This window comes from Mycolicibacter sp. MU0102 (assembly GCF_963378105.1).
GTDB classification, from domain to species: domain Bacteria; phylum Actinomycetota; class Actinomycetes; order Mycobacteriales; family Mycobacteriaceae; genus Mycobacterium; species Mycobacterium holstebronense.
Map to the genome: position 1 here is coordinate 3643876 of NZ_OY726398.1, position 21904 is coordinate 3665779.

At 68.5% G+C, this 21904-nt stretch carries 22 protein-coding genes and 1 pseudogene; 13 read left to right on the top strand and 10 right to left on the bottom strand.

The features are described 5' to 3' along the window. Positions 1 to 69 precede the first annotated feature (69 nt). Both RCP37_RS17140 and mycP read left to right on the top strand, forming a co-directional pair. Positions 70 to 1233 carry an EsaB/YukD family protein gene (locus RCP37_RS17140; RefSeq protein WP_308484208.1) on the top strand — a complete coding sequence of 388 codons (1164 nt, stop codon included), beginning with the start codon at positions 70 to 72 and terminating at the stop codon, positions 1231 to 1233. A 42-nt stretch (positions 1234 to 1275) separates the two neighbouring features. Continuing rightward, complete coding sequence (gene mycP, locus RCP37_RS17145; protein ID WP_308487130.1) at positions 1276 to 2544, top strand: type VII secretion-associated serine protease mycosin; 1269 nt, start codon at positions 1276 to 1278, stop codon at positions 2542 to 2544. Here mycP and eccB read toward each other — a convergent pair. Further along, a complete protein-coding gene (gene eccB / locus RCP37_RS17150) occupies positions 2480 to 3580 on the bottom strand; it encodes a type VII secretion protein EccB (protein WP_308484209.1) in 1101 nt (366 codons plus the stop codon). The two genes, mycP and eccB, sit on opposite strands and share 65 nt — an antisense overlap. Before the next feature lie 94 nt (positions 3581 to 3674). On the opposite strand from eccB, the gene RCP37_RS17155 reads away from it, so the two are divergent. Together RCP37_RS17155 and RCP37_RS17160 are read left to right on the top strand one after the other, a co-directional pair. Continuing rightward, on the top strand, positions 3675 to 4370 hold the full coding sequence (locus RCP37_RS17155; RefSeq protein ID WP_373693047.1) for a cutinase family protein: 696 nt from the start codon (positions 3675 to 3677) through the stop codon (positions 4368 to 4370). A 59-nt stretch (positions 4371 to 4429) separates the two neighbouring features. Then, a complete protein-coding gene (locus RCP37_RS17160; protein ID WP_308484210.1) occupies positions 4430 to 5065 on the top strand; it encodes a cutinase family protein in 636 nt (211 codons plus the stop codon). 99 nt (positions 5066 to 5164) lie between these two features. On the opposite strand, the gene truA is transcribed toward RCP37_RS17160, so the two are convergent. From truA to infA, 8 genes are all read right to left on the bottom strand, one after another. Then, complete coding sequence (gene truA, locus RCP37_RS17165; protein ID WP_308484211.1) at positions 5165 to 6040, bottom strand: tRNA pseudouridine(38-40) synthase TruA; 876 nt, start codon at positions 6038 to 6040, stop codon at positions 5165 to 5167. Then, entirely contained in the window at positions 6012 to 6587 is a 576-nt protein-coding gene (rplQ, locus tag RCP37_RS17170) for a 50S ribosomal protein L17 (RefSeq protein ID WP_308484212.1), read from the bottom strand. Before rplQ ends, truA begins: the two co-directional genes overlap by 29 nt. Positions 6588 to 6662: 75 nt before the next feature. Next, complete coding sequence (locus RCP37_RS17175) at positions 6663 to 7706, bottom strand: DNA-directed RNA polymerase subunit alpha (protein ID WP_046189663.1); 1044 nt, start codon at positions 7704 to 7706, stop codon at positions 6663 to 6665. 126 nt (positions 7707 to 7832) lie between these two features. After that, a complete protein-coding gene (gene rpsD / locus RCP37_RS17180; protein WP_308484213.1) occupies positions 7833 to 8438 on the bottom strand; it encodes a 30S ribosomal protein S4 in 606 nt (201 codons plus the stop codon). A gap of 15 nt (positions 8439 to 8453) precedes the next feature. Beyond that, entirely contained in the window at positions 8454 to 8864 is a 411-nt protein-coding gene (gene rpsK / locus RCP37_RS17185) for a 30S ribosomal protein S11 (RefSeq protein WP_024443770.1), read from the bottom strand. 5 nt (positions 8865 to 8869) lie between these two features. Continuing rightward, a complete protein-coding gene (rpsM, locus tag RCP37_RS17190; RefSeq protein ID WP_024443769.1) occupies positions 8870 to 9244 on the bottom strand; it encodes a 30S ribosomal protein S13 in 375 nt (124 codons plus the stop codon). 176 nt (positions 9245 to 9420) lie between these two features. Further along, entirely contained in the window at positions 9421 to 9534 is a 114-nt protein-coding gene (gene rpmJ / locus RCP37_RS17195) for a 50S ribosomal protein L36 (protein WP_003879483.1), read from the bottom strand. 54 nt (positions 9535 to 9588) lie between these two features. Beyond that, on the bottom strand, positions 9589 to 9810 hold the full coding sequence (infA, locus tag RCP37_RS17200) for a translation initiation factor IF-1 (RefSeq protein ID WP_003418601.1): 222 nt from the start codon (positions 9808 to 9810) through the stop codon (positions 9589 to 9591). A gap of 347 nt (positions 9811 to 10157) precedes the next feature. Between infA and RCP37_RS17205 the strand changes: the two genes are divergently transcribed. The 5 genes from RCP37_RS17205 to rfbC all read left to right on the top strand — a co-directional run bounded on the left by RCP37_RS17205 (position 10158) and on the right by rfbC (position 14729). Further along, on the top strand, positions 10158 to 10652 hold the full coding sequence (locus tag RCP37_RS17205; RefSeq protein ID WP_308484214.1) for an NfeD family protein: 495 nt from the start codon (positions 10158 to 10160) through the stop codon (positions 10650 to 10652). A gap of 21 nt (positions 10653 to 10673) precedes the next feature. Beyond that, entirely contained in the window at positions 10674 to 12164 is a 1491-nt protein-coding gene (locus RCP37_RS17210; protein ID WP_373693048.1) for a flotillin family protein, read from the top strand. Between the two features lie 24 nt (positions 12165 to 12188). After that, positions 12189 to 13046: an LLM class F420-dependent oxidoreductase gene (locus RCP37_RS17215; protein WP_308484215.1), complete on the top strand. Its 858-nt coding sequence runs from the start codon at positions 12189 to 12191 to the stop codon at positions 13044 to 13046. Positions 13047 to 13144: 98 nt separating this feature from the next. Continuing rightward, a complete protein-coding gene (rfbB, locus tag RCP37_RS17220) occupies positions 13145 to 14152 on the top strand; it encodes a dTDP-glucose 4,6-dehydratase (RefSeq protein WP_308484216.1) in 1008 nt (335 codons plus the stop codon). A gap of 1 nt (position 14153) precedes the next feature. Beyond that, the gene (gene rfbC / locus RCP37_RS17225; protein WP_308484217.1) at positions 14154 to 14729 is read left to right on the top strand and encodes a dTDP-4-dehydrorhamnose 3,5-epimerase; all 576 of its coding nucleotides are present in this window, start codon (positions 14154 to 14156) and stop codon (positions 14727 to 14729) included. 51 nt (positions 14730 to 14780) lie between these two features. On the opposite strand, the pseudogene RCP37_RS17230 reads toward rfbC, so the two are convergent. After that, positions 14781 to 16826: pseudogene (locus tag RCP37_RS17230) on the bottom strand (ATP-binding cassette domain-containing protein); the annotation flags it as partial. Positions 16827 to 16966: 140 nt separating this feature from the next. On the opposite strand from RCP37_RS17230, the gene RCP37_RS17235 reads away from it, so the two are divergent. The 4 genes from RCP37_RS17235 (at position 16967) to RCP37_RS17250 (ending at position 21889) form a co-directional block, all read left to right on the top strand. Then, positions 16967 to 18487 carry a CoA-acylating methylmalonate-semialdehyde dehydrogenase gene (locus RCP37_RS17235; protein ID WP_308484219.1) on the top strand — a complete coding sequence of 507 codons (1521 nt, stop codon included), beginning with the start codon at positions 16967 to 16969 and terminating at the stop codon, positions 18485 to 18487. Positions 18488 to 18491: 4 nt separating this feature from the next. After that, the gene (locus RCP37_RS17240) at positions 18492 to 19655 is read left to right on the top strand and encodes an isobutyryl-CoA dehydrogenase (protein WP_308484220.1); all 1164 of its coding nucleotides are present in this window, start codon (positions 18492 to 18494) and stop codon (positions 19653 to 19655) included. A 38-nt stretch (positions 19656 to 19693) separates the two neighbouring features. Beyond that, positions 19694 to 20569: a 3-hydroxyisobutyrate dehydrogenase gene (gene mmsB / locus RCP37_RS17245; RefSeq protein ID WP_308484221.1), complete on the top strand. Its 876-nt coding sequence runs from the start codon at positions 19694 to 19696 to the stop codon at positions 20567 to 20569. A 69-nt stretch (positions 20570 to 20638) separates the two neighbouring features. Further along, positions 20639 to 21889: an HNH endonuclease signature motif containing protein gene (locus tag RCP37_RS17250; protein WP_308484222.1), complete on the top strand. Its 1251-nt coding sequence runs from the start codon at positions 20639 to 20641 to the stop codon at positions 21887 to 21889. Positions 21890 to 21904 lie beyond the last annotated feature (15 nt).

Here is a 21904-nt window from a genome sequence, read left to right on the forward strand (position 1 = left end):
GATAGCCGAAAACGTCTTGGCTGCCCGGTCAGTAGCGTGCGGGCTACGAAGCCGGAAGGAGAACGGGACGTGTCGAATCCGGATTCAGGCCTGCGTCGGGTCGCAGTTCATGCCGACAACGCGCACGCTGATCTGACGTTGCCCTCCGGCGTGCCGGTGGCGACCCTGATCCGGGCCGTCGTAGAGCTGATGCCGCACCGGACCAGCCCGGACTCGCTGCGCCCCTATCGGCTCTCCGAACCGGGCCGATCTGCACTCGACGGTACGAAAACGCTATCCCAGCAGGGCATCCGCGATGGCTCCACCCTGGTGCTGACCCGCGCCGAAGTCCCGGCCCCGCAGGTGTCGTTCGACGATCCCGTCGAACAGGTGGCGGCGGCGGTGCGGACCATCGAGCGCGCGTGGAATCCGGCGGCGCGCCGGCTGGGTGCGGCGCTGACCGCGTCCGGCCTGGCCGGGGTGGCCGGCTTCGTGGCGATTCCCGGCGGCCCCGGCGCCCCGAACGCGCTGTTGGCGGTCGCGGCAACCGGCGCGGTCGCCCTGATTACCGTCCCGCCGAGTGGCTGCAACGGGCCGGCGCGTACGACGTTGTGCTGTCTGGCCGGGTTGGCGGTAGTGGTCGCGGTTGTGGGAATGGCCGTCGCGGTGACCGGGATTGCACTGCCTCGGGTGGGAGCCGCTGCGGTTGTCGCCGCAGTCGGCATGATCCGCGTCGCCGGCCGAGTGGCGGCCGCCGCCACCGGCCTGTTCCGCCGAGGTCACGCGGTGCCGTCGCAGGTAGGCCAGACGCACGACCTGTTGACCGGATTGGTGGCGGCGGCTGCGGCTTTGGCTGCCCTGGGCGCTGCCGCGGTGGTCGGCGGGGCACCGGTTGCCGAGGCGCCCCACCTGGTCGGCGCAGTGTTCGCGGCGACGGCTGGCATGGCGCTGGCATTGCGCGCTCGCTCGCACACCGATGGTGTGCAGATCGCGGCGCTGATCGCCGGCGGTACCGCCACATTGGCGATCGGCCTGCTCGGCGCGGCGAGCAACACGACGGCGCAATGGCCGGCGGCGCTAGCCGTGGTGCTGGTCGCGGCGGCGCTCGCCCTGGGCTTCACTGCTCCGACCACATCCCCACTGATCCGGCGTGGCGCCGACGTCATGGAGGGCCTGGCCCTCGGATCGTTGGTGCCGCTGGCGTGTTGGCTGTGCGGGTTCTACAGCGCTGCCCGCGGATTGAACCTGGGCTGACCCGTGCTGCGTATCCGGATCGCTCGCTTGGCGGCGGTCGCCATGGTCACGGCGACACCGTGCGCACCGCCGGCGAACGCGGTCGAACCGCCCCCAGTCGACCACACCCGATTGCCCGCGCCTGCACCTGCCGCGCCTGCACACCCCACGGTGCAGCGCGAGGTGTGCACGGTGGGCACGCTGGCACCAGGCGAGACCCCGACTCAGCTCGACGGGCTGGACCTGGCCGCGGCATGGGCGCTAACCCGGGGCGCCGGCCAACGGGTCGCGGTGATTGACACCGGTGTCGCGCCACACCGGCGGCTGCCCGGACTGATCGCCGGCGGCGATTACGTGTCCACCGGCGACGGCACCCGAGATTGCGACGGGCACGGCACGCTGGTCGCCGGAATCATCGCGGCCGCACCAGATCCCGTATCCGACCGGTTCAGCGGGGTGGCGCCGTCGGCCACCGTTATCGGTATCCGAGCCTCCAGCGCACGATTCGCCACCCTCGGCGATGCCGCCGGTATCGGCAACGTCGACATCCTGGCCAAGGCGGTGCGTACGGCGGCCGACCTGGGCGCGTCGGTGATCAACATTTCCGCGGTGGCCTGCCGGACCGCACGTTCCGGACTCGACGACCGAGCACTGGGCGCTGCCCTGGCCTATGCGGTCGAGGTCAAGAACAGCGTCGTCGTCGCGGCAGCGGGCAACACCGACGAGGGTTGCGGCGCCGAGGTCCCCATGATCGTCACGCCGGCCTGGTACGACGACTACGTGCTGACCGTCGGCTCGGTGGATGCCCGCGGCGTCGCCTCGGCGTTCACCCTGCCTGGACCGTGGGTCGACGTGGCCGCTCCCGGTGAAGCGGTGCTCTCGTTGAGCACCATCGGCGATGCGATGGTCGACACCCTCGACGGCTCGTCGTTGCGCGGCACCAGCTTCGCCGCGCCGGTGGTCAGCGGGCTGGCGGCGCTGATCCGCTCGCGGTTCCCGCAGTGGACGCCGCGTCAGGTGATGGACCGGATCAAGGCCACCGCCCACCACCCACCGGGTGGGCGTGATGATGTCGTCGGCGCCGGTGTGGTGGACGTGTTGGCGGCACTCACTTTTGACGTGGCAACCCCTCGCGAACCGGCCCCGCCCGCTCCACCCCTGCCCCGCCCTGCCCCGGACCTCGAACCCGCTGCCGAAGCCGCGCCCGCCGGGCTGCGCTCCGCGATCGTCGGCACGGCGGTCCTAGTGGCATTGCTTCTGACAGCCGTCACCGGTCGGGCACTATCGGGCCGGGCACCACGTCGCGGCCCAGCAGTGCTTGGTCCCGACTGAGCCTGGGACCGGCCGGCAACCCGGCCAACAGCGGCCACGGCACTCCGGCCGCCACCGCGGGCAGCCCCAGCCTGCGCGCCGCATCGTCATCGTCAAGTGTGAACCGCACGCCGCTCTCGGCGATCAGATAACCGACACCGCCGGCGTGACCGGCGGTGTCGGCCGCGCGCACGTAGGCACTGTGCCCCGGCGGCAGATAGACCCCGTCCAAGGCGGGGCCCGGCCCGTCTGCCTGGGCCAGCACTGTGGGCGACTCCCCCACCGGTAGAGGCACCCCGCTCGACAGGGTTACCCCGGCCGCGTCGTCGGCGCGCCAGTGCACGCACAGCGTGGCCGGGGCCAAGCCCACCTTGAAGCCCACCCTGCGAGGGCCGGCCGGCGGGGCTTCGGGGATCGCGTTGAGCAACAACGCCGAGACCCGTCTCGGCACGGCGGAGTCCAGCAGCGGGTCAGCCGGGTCGACCGCAACCCGCCGTCCGTCGATGACCAGAAACGCCGCCCCGGATTCAGAGCTGACCGGTAGCGCCTGCTGCGGGTCGAGGCTGCCGGACTGCAGCGGGTCGGCGCCGACCATGAGGACGGTGCCGGCGGAGTCCTCACACAACGACCACGTCACGGCGTCCGGTAGTGGCACCCCGAGCACGCCCGGCGCACCAGGGATGCCAAGCGGCGGCCCGCGCCGAGCCCGGCCAACCGCATTGCCGTCCACCGGTCGCGGGTCGGCTGCCCCGGTGATCAGCCGCGCCGAAGCGAGGTTGTACACCGGATGCACCGTCTCGCCGATCCGGACATAGAGCGCCCCGGTCGCGCGGTCCAGCACGATCGGCGCATCACCCAGGGCCGGCTGTGGCCGTAGGACGGCCAGCATCACCGCGCCGACGGCCACGACCAGGCTCAATAGCGAGCCCAGGGCCAGGGCGCTTCCGCCGGGGACGGGGCCGCCCCTGACCTGTCCGCACCGCAGCGCCCGTTCCATCCGGCGGGACAGGAAGCGGTGTGCGCTCAGTTGCAGCTGCGTCGTCGATCGCCCGGCCATATCGGCCACACGCTATTCGTCAGACCGGTGCGGACGTACTCGCCCATCCACAGGCCCGTCGGTATCGAATTCGGGTTTCGGTACCATCTCGGGTATGCGTTTTGTTCAGCTGAGCAGCATTTTTTCCGCGACATTGATGGCAGGCGCACTGCTGACGCTTCCGGCCGTAGCGCCGAGCATCGCCCCGGTGGCGTCCGCCTACGACTGCCCGGACGTCGAGGTCATCTTCGCCCGGGGCACCAGCGAACCGCGCGGCGTGGGCCGGGTGGGGCGGGCATTCATCGACTCGCTGCGTCAGCAGACCTCCAAGAAGGTCGACGAGTACGGGGTCGACTACCCCGCTGGCCGCCTGCAGTTGGGCGGCGGCGACGGCGCCAACGACGTGATCAAGCGCGTCAAGGCGGCCGCCGACGTCTGCCCGAACACCGATCTGGTGCTGGGCGGCTACTCGCAAGGCGCCTCGGTCATCGACATCGTCACCGGTACGCAGGTCGGCGGTATCACCTGGGGCAACCAGTTGCCCGCGGACCTTGCCGACCAGGTGGTGGCCGTCGCCACGTTCGGCAACCCCGCCGACCGCACGGGCGGGCCGATCAGCCAGCAGAGCGTCCTGTTCGGTTCCAAGGCCATCGACCTGTGCAACCCGGGTGACCCGATCTGCCACGAGGGTCCAGGCAACGAATGGACCGATCACACCGACGGCTACATCCCGGCGCTGACCAGCCAGGCGGCGAACTTCGTGGCCGGCCGGCTGCGGGCTGCCGGACCGGCGCCGACACTGGCGCCGTGATCGGGCCCACCCCGTTTTAGTTAGCTGATCAAGGCTTATTTTCGCTACTATCGTTCACCATGAAGGCATTCCGCATCCTGGCGGCAGGAGCCGCTGCCGCAGCGCTGCTGATGGACCCCACCGCGGCATCGATGCCGACAGCCTCGGCTGACGGTTGCCCAGACGTCGAGGTGGTATTCGCCCGCGGGACCAGCGAGCCGCCGGGCCTGGGTCGGGTCGGCGACGGCCTGGTCAACGCCCTGCGGAACCAGACATCCCGATCGATCGGCGCCTACGCGGTCAACTACCCGGCCAGCTATGACTTCGGCCGGGCGGCCGACGGCGCCAACGACGCCAGCGGCCACATCATGTGGATGGTGGAGAACTGCCCGGGCACCCGCCTGGTGCTCGGCGGCTACTCCCAGGGCGCGGCGATCATCGATATCGTGGCGGCGGCACCGGTGCCCGGCTTCGGCTTCACCGCGCCACTGCCGCCCGAGGCCGCCGACCACGTCGCGGCGATCGCGGTGTTCGGCAACCCGTCGACCAAGATCGGGCAGCCGCTGACCAACAGCCCGGCCTACGGGTTCAAGACCATCGACCTGTGTACCGATGGCGACCCGATCTGCTCGCCCGGGCGCATCTTCTCCGCGCACTCCGGCTACACACCCGGCATGACCAATCAGGCCGCGTCGTTCGTCGCCGGCCTGCTGTAGGGGCTACTTTCGCCCCGAGATTGCAACCACGCAGCTGAAAGGCTCGATTTTGCTGCGTGACCGCAATCTCGCGCTGCGCAGCGGGTGCGTAGATGATGCTCAGCGAGTGCGGATATCCCGGGTGATGATGGTGCGCGCCCCCAGCTGATCGTCCGGCGGGTAGTCGACACCGACCAACGTCAGCCCGCGCGCGGGCGCGGCGGTGAAGTCACTAGATCGGCGCTGCGCGTTCAGCAGATCGGCACACCACGCGGCATCGCGCCGATGCTCACCGACGGCCAGCACCGCCCCGACCAGGGAGCGCACCATCGACCAGCAGAACGCGTCGGCGCTGACGTGCGCGGTCACCAGATCACCGTCACGCACCCAGTCCAAGCGCTGCAGGTCGCGAATGGTGGTCGCCCCCTCGCGGTGCCGGCAGAACGCCGCAAAGTCGTGCAGCCCCACCAGGTTTCGGGAGGCTTCGGCCATCGCGTCGACATCCAGCGGCCGCGACCACGGGGTGATGTAGCGGGCCTCGGAGGGCACCACTCCATACGGCGCGGTCGACAACCGGTAGGCGTAATGGCGGCGCAGCGCCGAGAACCGGGCGTCGAAGTCAGCGACCGTGCGCTGCACGCGCAGCACCCGCACGTCGATCGGCAGGAAGCGCGCCAATCGCCGGGTCAGCGCCAGGAACTCCGGCTCGCCGTCACGCCGGGTTCGCGAATAGGCATGTGCTAGCGCCGAATCCGGAACATCGATGTGGGCGACCTGCCCGGTGGCGTGTACGCCGGTGTCGGTACGTCCCGCCGCGAACAACCGCACCGGAGTGCGGAACACGGTCGTCAGAGCCTCGTCGAGAACTCCGGCGACCGTGCGCTGTCCCGCCTGAACCGCCCAGCCGGCGAATTCAGTGCCGTCGTAGGCGATGTCGAGCCGAAGCCGGACGACTTCGGCCGAACCGTCAGGACTCGTCGGTACCCTCGGCCGCATCGGTGGCCTCAGCAGCATCGGTGGCCTCAGCAGCCTCGGTGGCCTCGGTGGCTTCAGCAGCCTCGGTCGCCTCGGCGGCGGGCTCTTCGACCTTCTCCTCAGCCTCGGCCTTGGCGGGCTTCTCGGACTTGGCCGCCTTCTCCGCCTTGGCCGCAGCGCGACGAGCGCGGTCGGCCTCAGAGGTCACGGTCTTCTCCCGGACCAGCTCGATCACGGCCATCGGGGCGTTGTCACCCTGACGCGGCTCGACCTTGATGATCCGGGTGTAACCACCGCTGCGGTCCGCGAAGTGCGGGGCGATCTCGGCGAACAGCGAGTGCACCACGTCCTTGTCGCGGATCTTCTTGAGCACCTCACGCCGGTTGTGCAGCGTGCCCTTCTTGGCGTGGGTGATCAGCTTCTCGGCGTACGGTCGCAATGCCCGCGCCTTCGGCTCGGTCGTCTTGATCCGGCCGTGAGTGAACAGCGACGTGGCCAAGTTGGCCAGCAGCGCCTTCTGGTGCGAGGACTTTCCGCCGAGGCGGGGACCCTTAGTGGGCTTGGGCATTGCGACTTCTCCTAAATGGGGCCGGCCCCCGTATCAGGTAGGGCCGGGACGGCTCTCATCTCGAGAGGTTGGGCGTTAAAGCTGCTCGGTTTCGGCGTAGTCCTGCTCGTCGTAACCGGCGTCAGCCGACCAGGTGCCGGTGGCAACGTCGTAACCCGCCACCTGCGAGGGGTCGAAGCTGGCCGGGCTGTCCTTGAGCGACAGGCCGAGCTGGTGCAGCTTGACCTTGACCTCGTCGATGGACTTCTGACCGAAGTTGCGGATGTCGAGCAGGTCGGACTCGGTGCGAGCGACCAGCTCCCCGACCGTGTGCACACCCTCGCGCTTGAGGCAGTTGTAGGACCGCACGGTCAGGTCCAGGTCGTCGATCGGCAGCGCGAACGAGGCGATGTGGTCTGCCTCGGCCGGCGACGGGCCGATCTCGATGCCCTCGGCCTCGACGTTGAGTTCCCGTGCCAGACCGAACAGCTCAACCAGGGTCTTACCGGCCGAGGCCAGCGCGTCCCGCGGGCTGATGGAGTTCTTGGTCTCCACGTCCAGCACCAGCTTGTCGAAGTCGGTGCGCTGCTCGACACGGGTCGCCTCGACCTTGTAGGTCACCTTGAGCACCGGCGAGTAGATCGAGTCAACCGGGATGCGGCCGATCTCGGCGCCCGACACCTTGTTCTGCACGGCCGGGACGTAACCGCGACCGCGCTCGACGATCAGCTCGACCTCGAGCTTGCCCTTGTCGTTCAGGGTGGCGATGTGCATGTCGGGGTTGTGCACCGTCACGCCGGCCGGCGGAACGATGTCACCCGCGGTGACCGCACCCGGGCCCTGCTTGCGCAGGTACATGGTGACCGGCTCGTCTTCTTCGGACGAGACCACCAGGCCCTTGAGGTTCAGGATGATGTCGGTGACATCTTCCTTGACGCCGGGGACCGTGGTGAACTCGTGCAGCACACCGTCGATGCGGATGCTGGTGACCGCCGCGCCGGGAATCGACGACAGCAGGGTGCGACGGAGCGAGTTGCCCAAGGTGTAACCGAATCCCGGCTCCAGCGGTTCGATGACGAACTGCGACCGGTTCTCGGCTACGACCTCTTCGGACAGGGTCGGACGCTGCGAGATCAGCATGGTTTTCTTTCTCCTTCTGGCACCCGCTATTTGATGCCGCTCGGTTGTCTCGCGGCGATCCGCTTCGCCCGGCTACGCCGCGCTCGCGATCCCCGCGGGGGACTCGGGGTCGGACCCCGAGTTGTCTTACTTCGAGTAGAACTCGACGATCAGCTGCTCGGTGAGCGGAACGACGATCTGCGCGCGCTCGGGCAGCTGGTGGACCAGGATGCGCTGACGCTCCCCGACCACCTGCAGCCAACCCGGGATCGGACGGTCGCCGGCGACCTCACGGGAGATCTGGAACGGCACCGAGTTGATCGACTTGTCCTTGACGTCGATGATGTCGTACTGCGACACCTGGTAGCTGGGCACATCGACCTTCACACCGTTGACGGTGAAGTGGCCGTGGCTGACCAGCTGACGGGCCATCCGGCGGGTGCGGGCCAGGCCGGCGCGGTAAACCACGTTGTCCAGCCGGCTCTCCAGGATGCGCAGCAGTTCCTCGCCGGTCTTGCCGCCGCGACGGACAGCTTCCTCGTAGTAGCGACGGAACTGCTTCTCCATCACGCCGTAGGTGAAGCGAGCCTTCTGCTTCTCCTGCAGCTGCAGTCGGTATTCGCTTTCCTTGACCCGGGCGCGGCCGTGCTGGCCGGGCGGGTAGGGCCGCTTTTCGAATGCCTGGTCGCCGCCGATGAGGTCAACGCCGAGACGGCGTGACTTGCGGGTAGCGGGTCCGGTGTAACGAGCCATGTTGTTTCAGTCCTCCTAGACCCGACGCCGCTTGGGCGGACGGCAGCCGTTGTGCGGCTGCGGGGTGACATCGGAAATCGCGCCAACCTCGAGGCCGGCGGCCTGCAGCGAGCGGATCGCGGTCTCACGACCCGAACCCGGGCCCTTGACGAACACGTCGACCTTCTTCACGCCGTGCTCCTGCGCCTTGCGGGCAGCGTTCTCGGCGGCCAGCTGCGCGGCGAACGGAGTGGACTTACGCGAGCCCTTGAAGCCCACGTGACCCGACGACGCCCACGCGATCACGTTGCCCTGCGGGTCGGTGATCGTCACGATCGTGTTGTTGAAGGTGCTCTTGATGTGAGCGGCACCGTGCGGGATGTTCTTCTTTTCCCGACGCCGAGTCTTCTGGCCCTTCTTGGGCCCGGTCGCTTTCTTGGTTGCCATGGGTCTTACCTGGCCTTCTTCTTACCGGCGATGGTGCGCTTCGGGCCCTTACGGGTGCGCGCGTTGGTCTTGGTCCGCTGGCCACGCACCGGCAGGCCGCGACGGTGCCGCAGACCCTGGTAGCAGCCGATCTCAATCTTGCGACGGATGTCCGCCTGCACCTCGCGGCGCAGGTCGCCCTCAACCTTCAGGTTGCGCTCGATGTAGTCACGCAACTGGGTGAGCTGGTCGTCGGTCAGGTCCTTGCTGCGCTGGTCCTTGTCGATACCGGTCGCGGCCAGGATTTCGTTGGAGCGAGTACGGCCGATGCCGTAAATGTAGGTCAGCGCGATCTCCATGCGCTTATCGCGCGGCAGGTCGACGCCCACAAGTCGAGCCATGGGGGCATGCCCCTTTCATCTTCGTTACGGAGGTTGTGATCCCAGCCCGTTCCCGGCCAACTGCTCCGGGGCCCGGCCTCCGATCCGGGCGTGTGTGGGCGGCCTATCCGCTCACTGGTACTGGGAGGTCTGCATTCAGTTGTGGCTGGTGCCCGGCTGCGCCGGGCTGGCGACTGCTAGCCCTGGCGCTGCTTGTGGCGCGGGTCCGAGCAGATCACCATGACCCGGCCGTGCCGACGGATCACCCTGCACTTGTCGCAGATCGGCTTGACGCTGGGGTTCACCTTCACGGCTGCTGTGGTCCTGTTCTAATCGCTGGTTGACGTACTTCGGGCGGTCGGGAGCTACTTGTACCGGTAGACGATGCGTCCGCGGGACAGGTCGTATGGAGACAACTCCACGACCACCCGGTCTTCCGGCAGGATACGGATGTAGTGCTGCCGCATCTTGCCACTGATGTGGGCGAGCACCTTGTGACCGTTCTCCAGCTCAATGCGAAACATCGCATTGGGCAGGGGTTCGACCACTCGACCCTCGACCTCGATTGCACCGTCTTTTTTGGCCATTACTCTCCGGCGATCCTCCGTGTCTGACTTACTTGTCGCGTGTGCATGCGCCCGCCACGGCGCAGCATCGACTACGACTGCAAAACGTGGGCCGGTGACAGGAAATTCCAGGTAGAACCCCAAGAATCTCAGACTGGACACGCAAGAGTCGACGCGGACGCCGCACCGTCGACCTACGATACCCGCATCCGCCCCCCACGCCAAAAACGGCGGTTTCATGCGGCGGCCCCAGCTTCGCCCCTCCTGCCTGGAGCCTCGCTAAACCGTCGGGTTCACGCACGCCCGCGACATGCGAGGATGACCCTGACAAGCGGTGAAGTGGCGGCGCTCGATCTGCAGGAGGCGTGGTGACGGCTGTTTACCTGGCGGCATTCGCCGTCGGCGCGATCGCCCTGCTCACCGCGTTGCTACTAACCGATATCGGGCACGACGGGATGCCGTTCCTGAGCCTGACCGGAATGTCCGCCGCCCTGGTCGGAACGGGTGCCGGCGGGTTGGTGGCGACCTGGGCCGGGTTCAGTGGCCTGCCCGCGGGCGCGCTGGGGCTCGGCACTGGAGTCACTCTGGCGCTCATCCTGCACGGCGTGGTGCTGCCCTACCTGCGGCGACAGGAATCCAATTCCCAGCACGGACGGTCGGCCTACATCGGCCTGTTGGGCACGGTGACGATCGACGTGCCGCCCGGCGGATGGGGCGAGATCGCCTTCGTCGACCCCGACGGTAACCGGGTCCGATCCCGCGCGATCAGCCCCGAGCCGCAGACTCTGGCCAAAGCCACTCGCGTCTACATCGCCGATGTCGACGCCGATTACCTGCACGTCGTCGCAGTACCCACTCAGTAGCCGGCCGGAGAGGCAGTAATCGTGTCGCTTGTCTTGATCGTGATCATCAGCACCGTCGCAGCACTGCTGTTGTTGGTCGTGTTGCCGATGATCTACGTCCAGAACTACATCAAGGTCCCGCCGAACGAGGTGGCGGTGTTCACCGGGCGCGGTCAGCCGAAGGTGGTGCGCGGTGGGGCCAGGTTCCGGATGCCGGGCATCGAGCGGGTCGACATCATGTCGTTGGAGCCGTTCAACGTCAGCATCAACCTGCAGAACGCGCTGTCCAACAACGGGGTGCCGGTGAACGTGGAAGCCGTCGGCCTGGTCCGGATCGGTTCGGCCGACGATGCCGTGCAGACCGCCGTGCAGCGCTTCCTGACCTCGGACCTCGACGATCTGCAGCGCCAGATCAATGACATCCTCGCCGGGAGCCTGCGTGGCATCACCGCGACCATGACCGTCGAGGATCTCAACTCCAACCGCGACACGCTGGCCCGCAGCGTGGTCGAGGAAGCCGGCACCGACCTGTCCCGCATCGGCATGGAAGTCGACGTCCTCAAGATCGCCGGCATCTCCGACCGCAACGGCTATCTCGAATCGCTGGGTCAGCGCCGCATCGCCGAGGTGAAGCGGGACGCCACGGTAGGTACCGCCGAGGCCGAGCGGGACGCCCAGATCCAGTCCGCCAAGGCCCGTCAGGCGGGGGCGGTCGCCCAGGCCGAAGCCGACACGGCGATCGCCACCGCCAATCAGAAGCGCGACGTCGAGCTGGCCCGGCTGCGTGCCCAAACCGAGGCCGAGAACGCCCAAGCCGACCAGGCCGGTCCGCTGGCGCACGCCCGCGCCGAGAAGGACGTCGGGATCGCGGTCGAGCAGGCCGAGGCCGCCCGGGTGCAGGCCCGCATCGAGGTGGAACAGCGTCGCGCCGAGCAGGCCCAGGCCGCGCTGCAGGCCGATGTGATCGCCCCCGCCGAAGCGCAGCGGCAGGCCGATGTGGCCCGTGCCGAGGGGCAGCGCCAGGCCGCGATCCTGGCCGCGCAGGCGCAGGCGGAGGCGGCCCGGCAAGCCGGCGAAGCCCAAGCCGACGCGCGCAAGGCGGCCGCCGACGCGCTGCGGGTGGAGCGCCAGGCCGAGGCCGACGGCGCCAAGGCGAGTCTGGTCGCCGAGGCCGAGGGCACCAAGGCCAAGCTGCTGGCCGAAGCCGAGGGCAAGAAGGAGATCGCCAACGCCCTCAACAGCTACAGCGCGGAGGCGGCTCGGATGCTGATGCTCCCCGACGTGTTGGCCTCGGTGGTGGCCGCCACCCAGGCTGCGGCCGCGCCGCTGTCGGACATCGAGCGACTGTCGATCGTCGGTGGCGCCGGCGATGCGCATGATGCGATCGGCGGTCTGCTGGGTATCAGTCCGTTGGGCATTGCCAAGGTGCTGGAGACGCTGAAGGCGTCCGGGGTGGACGTGGCGGCGATGCTGCGCCCAAAGGCCGCCGAACCCCCACCGGTCGACAACTCGTATCCGCTGCCTACCGAATAACCGCGACTAGCACAGGGAGTCACGATGTCGGACACGTTCGCACTCAAGCCCGACCTGGGCCGCTACGCGGTGTGGACCTTCGGATCCCCCACCCCTGAGCAGGCCGCCGAGATCGAACGCCTGGGCTACGGCGCGATCTGGGTGGGCGGCTCGCCGGCCGCCGACCTGGCGTTTGTCGAGCCGCTGCTGGCAGCGACCTCGACCCTGCAGGTGGCCACCGGGATCGTCAACATCTGGTCCGCACCGGCCGAGCAGGTCGCCGAGTCCTACCACCGCATCGAATCGGCCTACCCGGACCGGTTCCTGCTCGGCATCGGTGTCGGTCACTCCGAGGCCACCGCCGAGTACCGCAGCCCGTACCAAGCTCTGACCGACTATCTGGACGCCCTCGATGAGGCCGGGGTGCCGACCAGCCGCCGGGTGCTGGCAGCGCTGGGCCCCAAGGTGTTGCAGTTGGCGGCGCAGCGAAGCGCCGGGGCGCACCCCTACCTGACCACGCCCGAGCACACCGCCAGCGCACGCGAGCTGGTCGGCCCGTCGGTGTTTCTGGCCCCCGAGCACAAGGTGGTGTTGTCCACCGATGCCGCCGCGGCTCGCGAGGCCGGACGCGAGGCGGTCGGCTTCTACCTGCGGCTGTCCAACTACGTCAACAACTGGCGCCGGCTGGGCTTTTCCGACCGCGACGTGCGCGCGCCGGGCAGTGACCGGTTGATCGACGCGGTGGTGGCGCACGGCACCGCCGACGAGATCGCCGCCCGCCTGGGCGAGCACTTGGAGGCCGGCGCGGATCAGGTGACCATCCAGGTGCTGGGCGGCTGGAAGAACCTGCTGCCGACACTGGCCCAGCTGGCCGGTCCGCTCGGGCTGACGCCGCGAAGCTGAGCGCGAGGCGGAATCTCACGACGCGACACGCTGGCGCGGCGTCGTGGATTTCCGGCTCGCGGGCGCGACGCCACTCGCCCCACCGTTAGGGTTGCCCCATGCATCTGCTGGTCACCGGTGGCGCCGGGTTCATCGGCGCCAACTTCGTGCACAGCACGCTCGCGCAGCACCCCGGCACCACGATCACCGTGCTGGACGCGTTGACGTACGCCGGCAGCCGCGAATCCCTGGACCCTGTCGCTGATCGGATCCGGCTGGTACAGGGCGACATCACCGATACCGCGCTGGTCGCCGAGCTGATCGCCGAGCTGGACCCCCAGACCGACGCGGTGGTGCACTTTGCCGCCGAAACCCACGTGGACAATGCACTGGCCGACCCCGAGCCGTTCCTGCGATCCAACGTGGTCGGCACCTTCGCCGTGCTGGAGGCGGTACGCGCCCACGGGATACGGCTGCACCACATCTCCACCGACGAGGTCTACGGCGAGTTGGCCCTCGATGATCCGCGCCGGTTCACCGAGACCACGCCGTATCGCCCGTCCAGCCCGTACTCGTCGACCAAGGCCGCCGCCGATCTGCTGGTGCACTCCTGGGTGCGCTCCTATGGGGTGCGCGCGACGATCTCGAACTGCTCCAACAACTACGGGCCCTATCAGCACGTGGAGAAGTTCATCCCGCGCCAGATCACCAACCTGCTCACCGGGCGCCGGGCCAAGCTGTACGGCAGCGGCGCCCACGTGCGCGACTGGATCCACGTCGACGACCACAACAGTGCCGTCTGGCAGATCATGACCGGCGGTCATATCGGGCGCACCTACCTGATCGGCGCCGATGGGGAGCGTGACAACCGCAGCGTGCTGCAGGCCATCCTGCGGCTGATGGACCACGACCCCGACGACTTCGACCACGTCTCCGACCGGCCCGGTCACGACCTGCGCTACGCGATCGACCCGTCGGCGTTGCGCGACGAATTGGGCTGGAAGCCAGAGCACACCAACTTCGAGGCCGGCCTGCGCGAGACCATCGACTGGTACCGCGCCAACGAATCCTGGTGGGCCCCGCTGAAAGAGGCCGCCGAGGCCCGTTACGCGAAGCTGGGGCGCTGAGGTGGAGGCGCGCGAGCTGGCCATCCCGGGGGCATGGGAGCTCACCCCGACTCAGCACTCCGATACCCGCGGTGTGTTCTTCGAGTGGTTCACCGACCGCGAGTTCACCGCATTCGCCGGGCACCGTTTCGATCTGCGCCAAGCCAACTGCTCGGTGTCGAGTGCCGGGGTACTGCGCGGACTGCACTTTGCCCAACTACCGCCCGGACAGGCCAAATACGTCACCTGCGTGTCGGGTTCGGTCTTCGACGTCGTCGTCGACATCCGGGTCGGCTCCCCGACCTACGGCCGCTGGGATGCGGTACTGCTGGACGCCACCGATCGCCGGTCCGTGTATCTCGCCGCCGGACTGGCGCATGGATTCCTTGCACTGCAAGACAATTCGACGGTGATGTATCTGTGCTCAGCCGAATACGATCCGCAGCGCGAGCACACCATCTGCGCTACCGACCCGGCGATCGGGATCGACTGGCCGGCCGATCACCCGTTTGTGATCTCCGACCGGGATGCGGACGCGCCGTCGCTGGAGCAGGTCCGTGCCGCCGGGCTGCTGCCCTCCTGGGATCCGCCGGGCTAAATCGGCGGTCCAGCTTCGCCTCTCCTCCGTCGAGCCTCGCTAACCGCCGGGCTAACCGCGGCCAGGTAGTCGCAACCGCCAACGCACCAGGCCGGTCCAGACCGCACCCAACAGGGCGAGGATGACCATGTCGGCCAGCCACCAACGGCCCGAGTGGGTCCACAGCTGATCGTGCGGCGCGATCGGATCGACCGTCGTCAGATCAATGGTGGAGGCGCCGGCCGCGAATCCCCACCGCGACGGCAGGTACCAGGAGATCTGGTTCAACCCGAACCGTGCGTTGATCGGGAACATGCCTCCGGAGAACACCAGCGAGACCATGATCATCACCACCAGCATCGGCAGGATCTGCTCGGTCGATTTGGCCAGCGAAGACAGCGCCAGCCCGATCAGCGCCGAGACGATCGCGGTGAGCGCCAGCGCCAGGTACAGCTCGAGGACCGGGTTGCCCAACAGCGACGCGCCCCGAGTCGGCGCCCCCTTGCCCACGATCACGATCGCGGTCAGCACTGCCGTCTGCAGCAGTGCGGCGAAGCTGTAGACCACCACTTTGGCGGCCAGATACGCCGATGCCGACAGTCCCACCGACTGCTCGCGACGGTAGATGGCGCGCTCGCCCACCAGATCCCGGATCGTCAGCGCGGTGCCCATGAACACCACCGAGATCAGCAACACCAGCAGGATCTCGGAGGCTTCGTCCGGTGAGTCACTGCGCGGATCGGCCATCCCGAAACCGCTGTCGCCGGGGACCACCAGGGTCAGTGCCCCCAGGATGAAGGGCAGTAGCGCCAGGAACACGAAGTAGCCGCGATCGGCGACGATCAGCCGCACTTGGCGGCGGGCCACACTCGAGATCTGTCGCCGCCGGCTGGTGCGCGCGGGGTTGCCGGCCGGACCGATGGGTCCGGCAGTGCGTGCCGGTGGCTGAGCGCGCAGGCGCGTCGTCTCCTCGCGCGCTCGGAACTCGCGATGGGCGCCCTCGGGATCGGCGCTGACGAACGCGAAGATGTCGGCCCAGTCGGTGCCGCCCATCGCCGCACCGATGTCCGACGGCGGGCCCACGAATGCGGTCTTGCCACCAGAGGCCAGCAGCAGTACCTGGTCGCACATGCTCAGATAGGTCAGCGAGTGGGTCACCACCACGACCACCCGATCGGCGTCGGCCAGATGGCGCAGCATCGTCATCACCTGGCGGTCCAGTGCGGGATCCAGGCCGGAGGTGGGCTCGTCGAGGATCAGCAGTGACGGGCCGGTGAGCAGTTCCATCGCCACCGAGGCGCGTTTACGTTGGCCACCCGAGAGCGCGTCGACGCGGGTCTTGCGGTGCGCGGTCAACTCCAGCTCGTCGATGACACGGTCCACCACGGCGCGACGGTCCGCGGCGGTGGTATCCGGCGGCAGTCGCAATTCGGCGGCATAGCCCAACGCCTGCTCCACGGTGAGCTGCCGGTGCACCACGTCGTCCTGCGGGACCACGCCGATTCGCGACCGCAGTGACGCGTATTCGGCATGCACGTCGTGGCCGTCGAAGCCGACCCGACCGAGGCTGGGTCGCACTGCGCCGCCCAGCAGTCTGATCAGGGTGGACTTCCCCGCACCGGACGGCCCGATCACTGCGGTCAGGGTGCCGGGTCGCGCGGTGAAGGACACGTCGGCCAGCAGCGGCCGACCGTCGAGGGACAGGCCCAGCCGCTGCGCCTCGAGCCCACCGATGCCGGGCCCGGCGGGCCGGGGCACCAGAGCGCCCTCCGCAACGGTGAGGTCGGTGTTGCCGACGGTGACGACATCGCCTTCCCCCAGCGCGGCGCGCGCCACCCGGCGACCGTTGATGAAGGTGCCGTTGATGCTGGCGTTGTCGATGATCTCCAAGGCGCCGTTCGACACCACGGTCGCGTGTACCCGCGACACCAGCGGATCGTCGACCACGATGTCGCAGTCCGCCCGGCGGCCGATGCGTAGCGCACCTGGGCGGCCGCCGGCGGCAACCGGCAGTGCCACCGTGGGCGACTCATCACCCGACGGCGTGGATCGCGTCATGGCCTCACCTGCCTCACCCGTTCGTCGACGCCCCCCGGGACGCTCGGATTCGCTGGTAGGACAACCCTAGTGTCGGGTGCTCCATACCCGCTGTGAACGCACGCGAGAACCCTCTAGCAATTACTAGGATGTCCTAGTATTCTCGGGCTCGGGCCGATCCAGCCCATCACTCGCCACTGAAAACACTCCGGGATGAGCGCATGAGCACACAGATTCCGCACTTCATCGATGGCCACCGAAACGCCGGCACGTCACAGCGCACCACCGACGTCTTCGACCCCAACACCGGCGAGGTGCAGGCCACCCTGCCGCTGGCCAACACCGCCGACGTCGACGCCGCGGTCACCTCCGCGGCAGCGGCCCAGCGCGATTGGGCCGCCTACAACCCGCAGCGCCGGGCCCGGGTGATGATGCGTTTCATCGACCTGGTCAACACCCATGTCGGCGAGCTGGCCGAGCTGCTCTCCCGCGAGCACGGCAAGACCCTCGAGGACGCCCGCGGCGACATCCAGCGCGGCATCGAGGTGATCGAGTTCTGCGTCGGCATCCCGCATCTGCTCAAGGGCGAGCACACCGAGGGAGCCGGCCCCGGCATCGACGTGTTCTCGCTGCGCCAGCCGCTGGGCGTGGTCGCCGGGATCACCCCGTTCAACTTCCCGGCAATGATTCCGCTGTGGCAGGCCGGACCAGCCCTGGCGTGCGGAAACGCCTTCATCCTCAAGCCGTCCGAACGTGACCCGTCAGTGCCGGTGCGCCTTGCTGAGCTGTTCGTCGAGGCCGGGTTGCCGCCGGGCGTGCTGCAGGTGGTGCACGGCGACAAGGAAGCCGTCGACGCCCTGCTGCACCACCCGGACGTCGCCGCGATCGGCTTCGTCGGCAGCTCCGACATCGCGCAGTACATCTACTCGACGGCCACCGCCAACGGTAAGCGCGCCCAGTGCTTCGGCGGGGCCAAGAACCACATGATCGTGATGCCCGACGCCGACCTGGACCAGGCCGTCGACGCGCTGATCGGCGCCGGCTACGGCAGTGCCGGCGAGCGCTGCATGGCGATCTCGGTGGCGGTCCCCGTCGGCGAGCAGACCGCCGAGCGGTTGCGTTCCCGACTGGTGGAGCGCATCAACAGCCTGCGAGTCGGCCACAGCCTGGACCCCAAGGCCGACTACGGCCCGCTGGTCACCCGGGCCGCTCTGGACCGGGTCAACGACTACATCGGCCAAGGCGTGACCGCCGGCGCCGAGCTGGTGATCGACGGCCGCGAACGGGCCAGCGACGACACCCAATTCGGGGACGCCGATCTGACCGGCGGCTTCTTCGCCGGACCGACGCTGTTCGACCGTGTCACCACCGATATGTCGATCTACACCGACGAGATCTTCGGCCCGGTGCTGTGCATGGTCCGTGCCCACGACTACGAAGAAGCCCTGCGGCTGCCGAGCGAGCACGAGTACGGCAACGGGGTGGCGATCTTCACCCGCGACGGCGACACCGCCCGCGACTTCACCTCCCGGGTGCAGGTCGGCATGGTCGGGGTGAACGTGCCGATCCCGGTGCCGGTGGCCTATCACACCTTCGGCGGCTGGAAGCGGTCCGGCTTCGGCGACCTCAACCAGCACGGGACGGCGTCCATCACCTTCTACACGAAGGTGAAGACCGTCACGCAGCGTTGGCCCTCGGGGATCAAGGATGGCGCTGAATTCCACATCCCCACAATGGAATAGGACAATGAACACCATCTTGGATGACGAAGAACGGGTGATCGTCGACACCGCGGCAGCGTTCGCCGACAAGCGCCTGGCCCCCTACGCCCTGGAATGGGACGCCACCCACCACTTTCCGGTCGACGTGATGCAGGAGGCAGCCCAGCTGGGGATGGCGGCGATCTATTGCCGCGACGACGTGGGCGGCTCCGGGCTGCGCCGCCTGGACGGGGTGCGGATCTTCGAGCAGCTCTCGATCGCCGACCCGGTGATCGCTGCCTACCTGTCGATCCACAACATGTGTGCCTGGATGATCGACAGCTACGGCACCGAAGACCAGCGCAAGAGCTGGGTGCCACGGCTGGCGTCGATGGACGCGGTGGCCAGTTACTGCCTCACCGAACCCGGCGCGGGCTCGGACGCCAGCGCATTGAGCACGCGCGCGGTGCGCTCGGGCGACGACTACGTGCTCGACGGGGTCAAACAGTTCATCTCCGGCGCCGGAGTCTCGGACGTCTATGTGGTGATGGCCCGAACCGGCAGTGACGGCCCGCGGGGCATTTCCACCTTCATCGTCGAAAAAGACACGCCGGGACTGAGTTTCGGTGCCGCCGAGCAGAAGATGGGCTGGAACTCCCAGCCGACCGCGCAGGTGATCTTCGACGGGGTGCGGGTGCCGGCTGAGGCGATGCTCGGCGGCCCCGAGGGCGACGGCAACGGTTTTGCCATCGCGATGAACGGCCTCAACGGCGGCCGGATCAACATCGCCGCCTGCTCGATGGGCGGCGGACAGGCAGCATTCGACAAGACCGGCAGCTACCTGGCTGACCGGACGGCATTTGGTAAGGCGCTGCTGGACGAGCCGACGATCCGGTTCACCCTGGCCGACATGGCCACCGCGCTTCAGACCTCACGGCTGCTGTTGTGGCATGCGGCGACCGCGCTCGACAACAACTCCCCCGACAAAGTGGAGCTGTGCGCGATGGCCAAGCGCTACGTCACCGACGCCTGCTTCGACGTCGCCGACAAGGCACTGCAGCTGCACGGCGGGTACGGATATCTGCGCGAATACGGTCTGGAGAAAATCGTCCGCGATCTTCGGGTGCACCGCATCCTGGAGGGCACCAACGAGATCATGCGGTTGGTGATCGGCCGGGCCGAAGCGGCCCGCGTCCGGTCCGGTCAGTAACCCCCGCCACCGGCACCCCGGGCCACTTAGGAGCACATATGGCAATCGTCGCGTTTCTCGGTCTGGGCCACATGGGTGGGCCGATGTCGGCGAACCTGGTCGCCGCCGGGCACACCGTGCGCGGCTTCGACCCGGTGCCGGCAGCCACCGCGGCCGCCGAGCAACACGGCGTGAGCATCCACGCCAGCGCCGCCGAGGCGGTGGCCGGTGCGGACACGGTGGTGACGATGCTTCCGCACGGGGACGCGGTGAAGAGCTGCTACGCCGAGATCCTGCCCGCGGCCTCCCCCGACACCCTGTTCATCGACAGCTCCACCATCTCGGTGGCCGACGCCCGCGAGGTGCACGCCCTGGCCGGCTCACACGGGTTCGCCCAGCTCGATGCGCCGGTGTCCGGCGGAGTCACCGGTGCGGTCGCAGGGCGGCTGGCATTCATGGTCGGTGGCGAGGACGCCGCCGTGGCACGGGCTACCCCGGTGCTGGAACCGATGGCCGCCAAGGTCATCCACTGCGGGGCGGCCGGCGCCGGCCAGGCCGCCAAGGTCTGCAACAACATGGTGCTGGCCGTGCAACAGGTGGCGGTCGCCGAGGCGTTCGTGCTGGCCGAAAAGCTGGGCCTGGCCGACCAAGCCCTCTTCGACGTGATGACCGGCGCCACCGGAAACTGCTGGGCGCTGCACACCAACTGCCCCGTCCCGGGTCCGGTGCCGACCTCTCCGGCGAACCGGAACTTCGAGCCGGGTTTTGCCACCGCGCTGATGAACAAGGACCTCGGGCTGGCGATGGACGCGGTCGCCTCCACCGGGTCGGCTGCCCCGCTCGGCAGCCACGCCGCCCAGATCTACCGCGACTTCGCCGCCGAACACAGCGCGCAGGATTTCAGCGCGGTGATCAACCTGCTGCGCGACAGCTGAGCGCGCCGCCGGCCTGAACGATCGCGATCGCCGCCCGAACTTGTCGGACCCTCCTGCCATGCTGATGGCATGTCCGCGACCGCGACCTCGGCAGGCGCAGAAACGCGTCCTGACCAGCGTCTCGAGCTGCTGTTCGAGGAACTCTCGGAGCTGACCGGCCAGCGCAACGCGATCGATGGCCGCATCGTGGACATCATCGCCGAGATCGACCACGACGAACTCTGGGGCGCAACGGGGGCACGCTCGGTCGCCGCCCTGGTGGCCTGGAAGACCGGAACATCGCCGGGCAACGCGCACACGATCGCGACCGTGGCGCACCGCCGCGAAGCGTTTCCCCGCTGCACCCAAGGGATGCGCGACGGCCGCTTCTCCCTGGACCAGGTCGGCGTAATCGCCCAGCGAGGCGGCGACGGATCCGACGAGCACTACGCGCAGCTGGCCGGTGTCGCCACGGTCAGCCAACTGCGCACGGCGGTCAAACTCGAACCACGCCCCTACCCCGGCCCGCGGCCCGACCCGCAGCCGGCGATCACCAAGAACTCCAACGCCGAACTCGACATCTGGCGTATCGCCTTGCCGCACACCGAATCAGCCATGCTCGACGCCGCACTGCAGTCGCATCTCGACGCCCTGATCGCCGCGTGGAGCCGCGACCGTGACAGCAACACCACCACGCCCGACAACCATCCCCCGATGCCGACCCAGATCGATGCGTTCCTGTCACTGGTCGAGACCGGGTGGGACACCGAGGCACAACGACGACCGCACGGTCAGCGCACCACCGTCGTGGTGCATCTTGATATCGAACAGCAGATCGCCAACCTGCATCTGGGCCCGCTACTGCCCGAATCCGAGCGGCAGTACCTGACCTGTGACGCCACCTGCGAAGTGTGGTTCGAGCTTGCCGGCGAAGTGATCGGATGCGGTCGATCGACCCGCACCATCAGCCGTCGACTGCGCCGCGCCCTCGAACACCGCCATGCCACCTGCGCTGTTCCCGGATGCAGCGCCACCCGCGGCCTGCACGCCCACCACATCCGACACTGGGAAGACGGCGGCGAAACCGAACTGAACAACCTTGTCCTGGTCTGCCCCTATCACCACCGGCTGCACCACCGAGGCATCATCACGATCACCGGGCCGGCCGACCATCTCCTCGTCACCGACACAGACGGCCGACAACTGCACCCCGGATCACTGGCCCGCCCACCACGCACCCCCGCACCCGCGGTCGCACCCTGCCCCGGACCGACCGGCGAACGCGCCGACTGGTGGTGGTACCAACCCTTCCAACCCCAAGCACCACCGAGCACTAACTGACCTGCAGCCTGCGGC

Coding starts and splice junctions, on each gene's coding strand:
- rfbB (WP_308484216.1), top strand. CDS start 13,145: ATGCATCTGCTGGTCACCGGTGGCGCCGGGTTCATCGGCGCCAACTTC.
- RCP37_RS17160 (WP_308484210.1), top strand. CDS start 4,430: ATGAAGGCATTCCGCATCCTGGCGGCAGGAGCCGCTGCCGCAGCGCTG.
- mmsB (WP_308484221.1), top strand. CDS start 19,694: ATGGCAATCGTCGCGTTTCTCGGTCTGGGCCACATGGGTGGGCCGATG.
- rpsM (WP_024443769.1), bottom strand. CDS start 9,244: ATGGCTCGACTTGTGGGCGTCGACCTGCCGCGCGATAAGCGCATGGAG.
- eccB (WP_308484209.1), bottom strand. CDS start 3,580: ATGGCCGGGCGATCGACGACGCAGCTGCAACTGAGCGCACACCGCTTC.
- rpsK (WP_024443770.1), bottom strand. CDS start 8,864: ATGGCAACCAAGAAAGCGACCGGGCCCAAGAAGGGCCAGAAGACTCGG.
- RCP37_RS17215 (WP_308484215.1), top strand. CDS start 12,189: ATGTCGGACACGTTCGCACTCAAGCCCGACCTGGGCCGCTACGCGGTG.
- RCP37_RS17250 (WP_308484222.1), top strand. CDS start 20,639: ATGTCCGCGACCGCGACCTCGGCAGGCGCAGAAACGCGTCCTGACCAG.
- rplQ (WP_308484212.1), bottom strand. CDS start 6,587: ATGCCCAAGCCCACTAAGGGTCCCCGCCTCGGCGGAAAGTCCTCGCAC.
- mycP (WP_308487130.1), top strand. CDS start 1,276: ATGGTCACGGCGACACCGTGCGCACCGCCGGCGAACGCGGTCGAACCG.
- infA (WP_003418601.1), bottom strand. CDS start 9,810: ATGGCCAAAAAAGACGGTGCAATCGAGGTCGAGGGTCGAGTGGTCGAA.
- rpsD (WP_308484213.1), bottom strand. CDS start 8,438: ATGGCTCGTTACACCGGACCCGCTACCCGCAAGTCACGCCGTCTCGGC.
- RCP37_RS17240 (WP_308484220.1), top strand. CDS start 18,492: ATGAACACCATCTTGGATGACGAAGAACGGGTGATCGTCGACACCGCG.
- RCP37_RS17155 (WP_373693047.1), top strand. CDS start 3,675: ATGCGTTTTGTTCAGCTGAGCAGCATTTTTTCCGCGACATTGATGGCA.
- RCP37_RS17235 (WP_308484219.1), top strand. CDS start 16,967: ATGAGCACACAGATTCCGCACTTCATCGATGGCCACCGAAACGCCGGC.
- RCP37_RS17175 (WP_046189663.1), bottom strand. CDS start 7,706: ATGCTGATCTCGCAGCGTCCGACCCTGTCCGAAGAGGTCGTAGCCGAG.
- truA (WP_308484211.1), bottom strand. CDS start 6,040: ATGCGGCCGAGGGTACCGACGAGTCCTGACGGTTCGGCCGAAGTCGTC.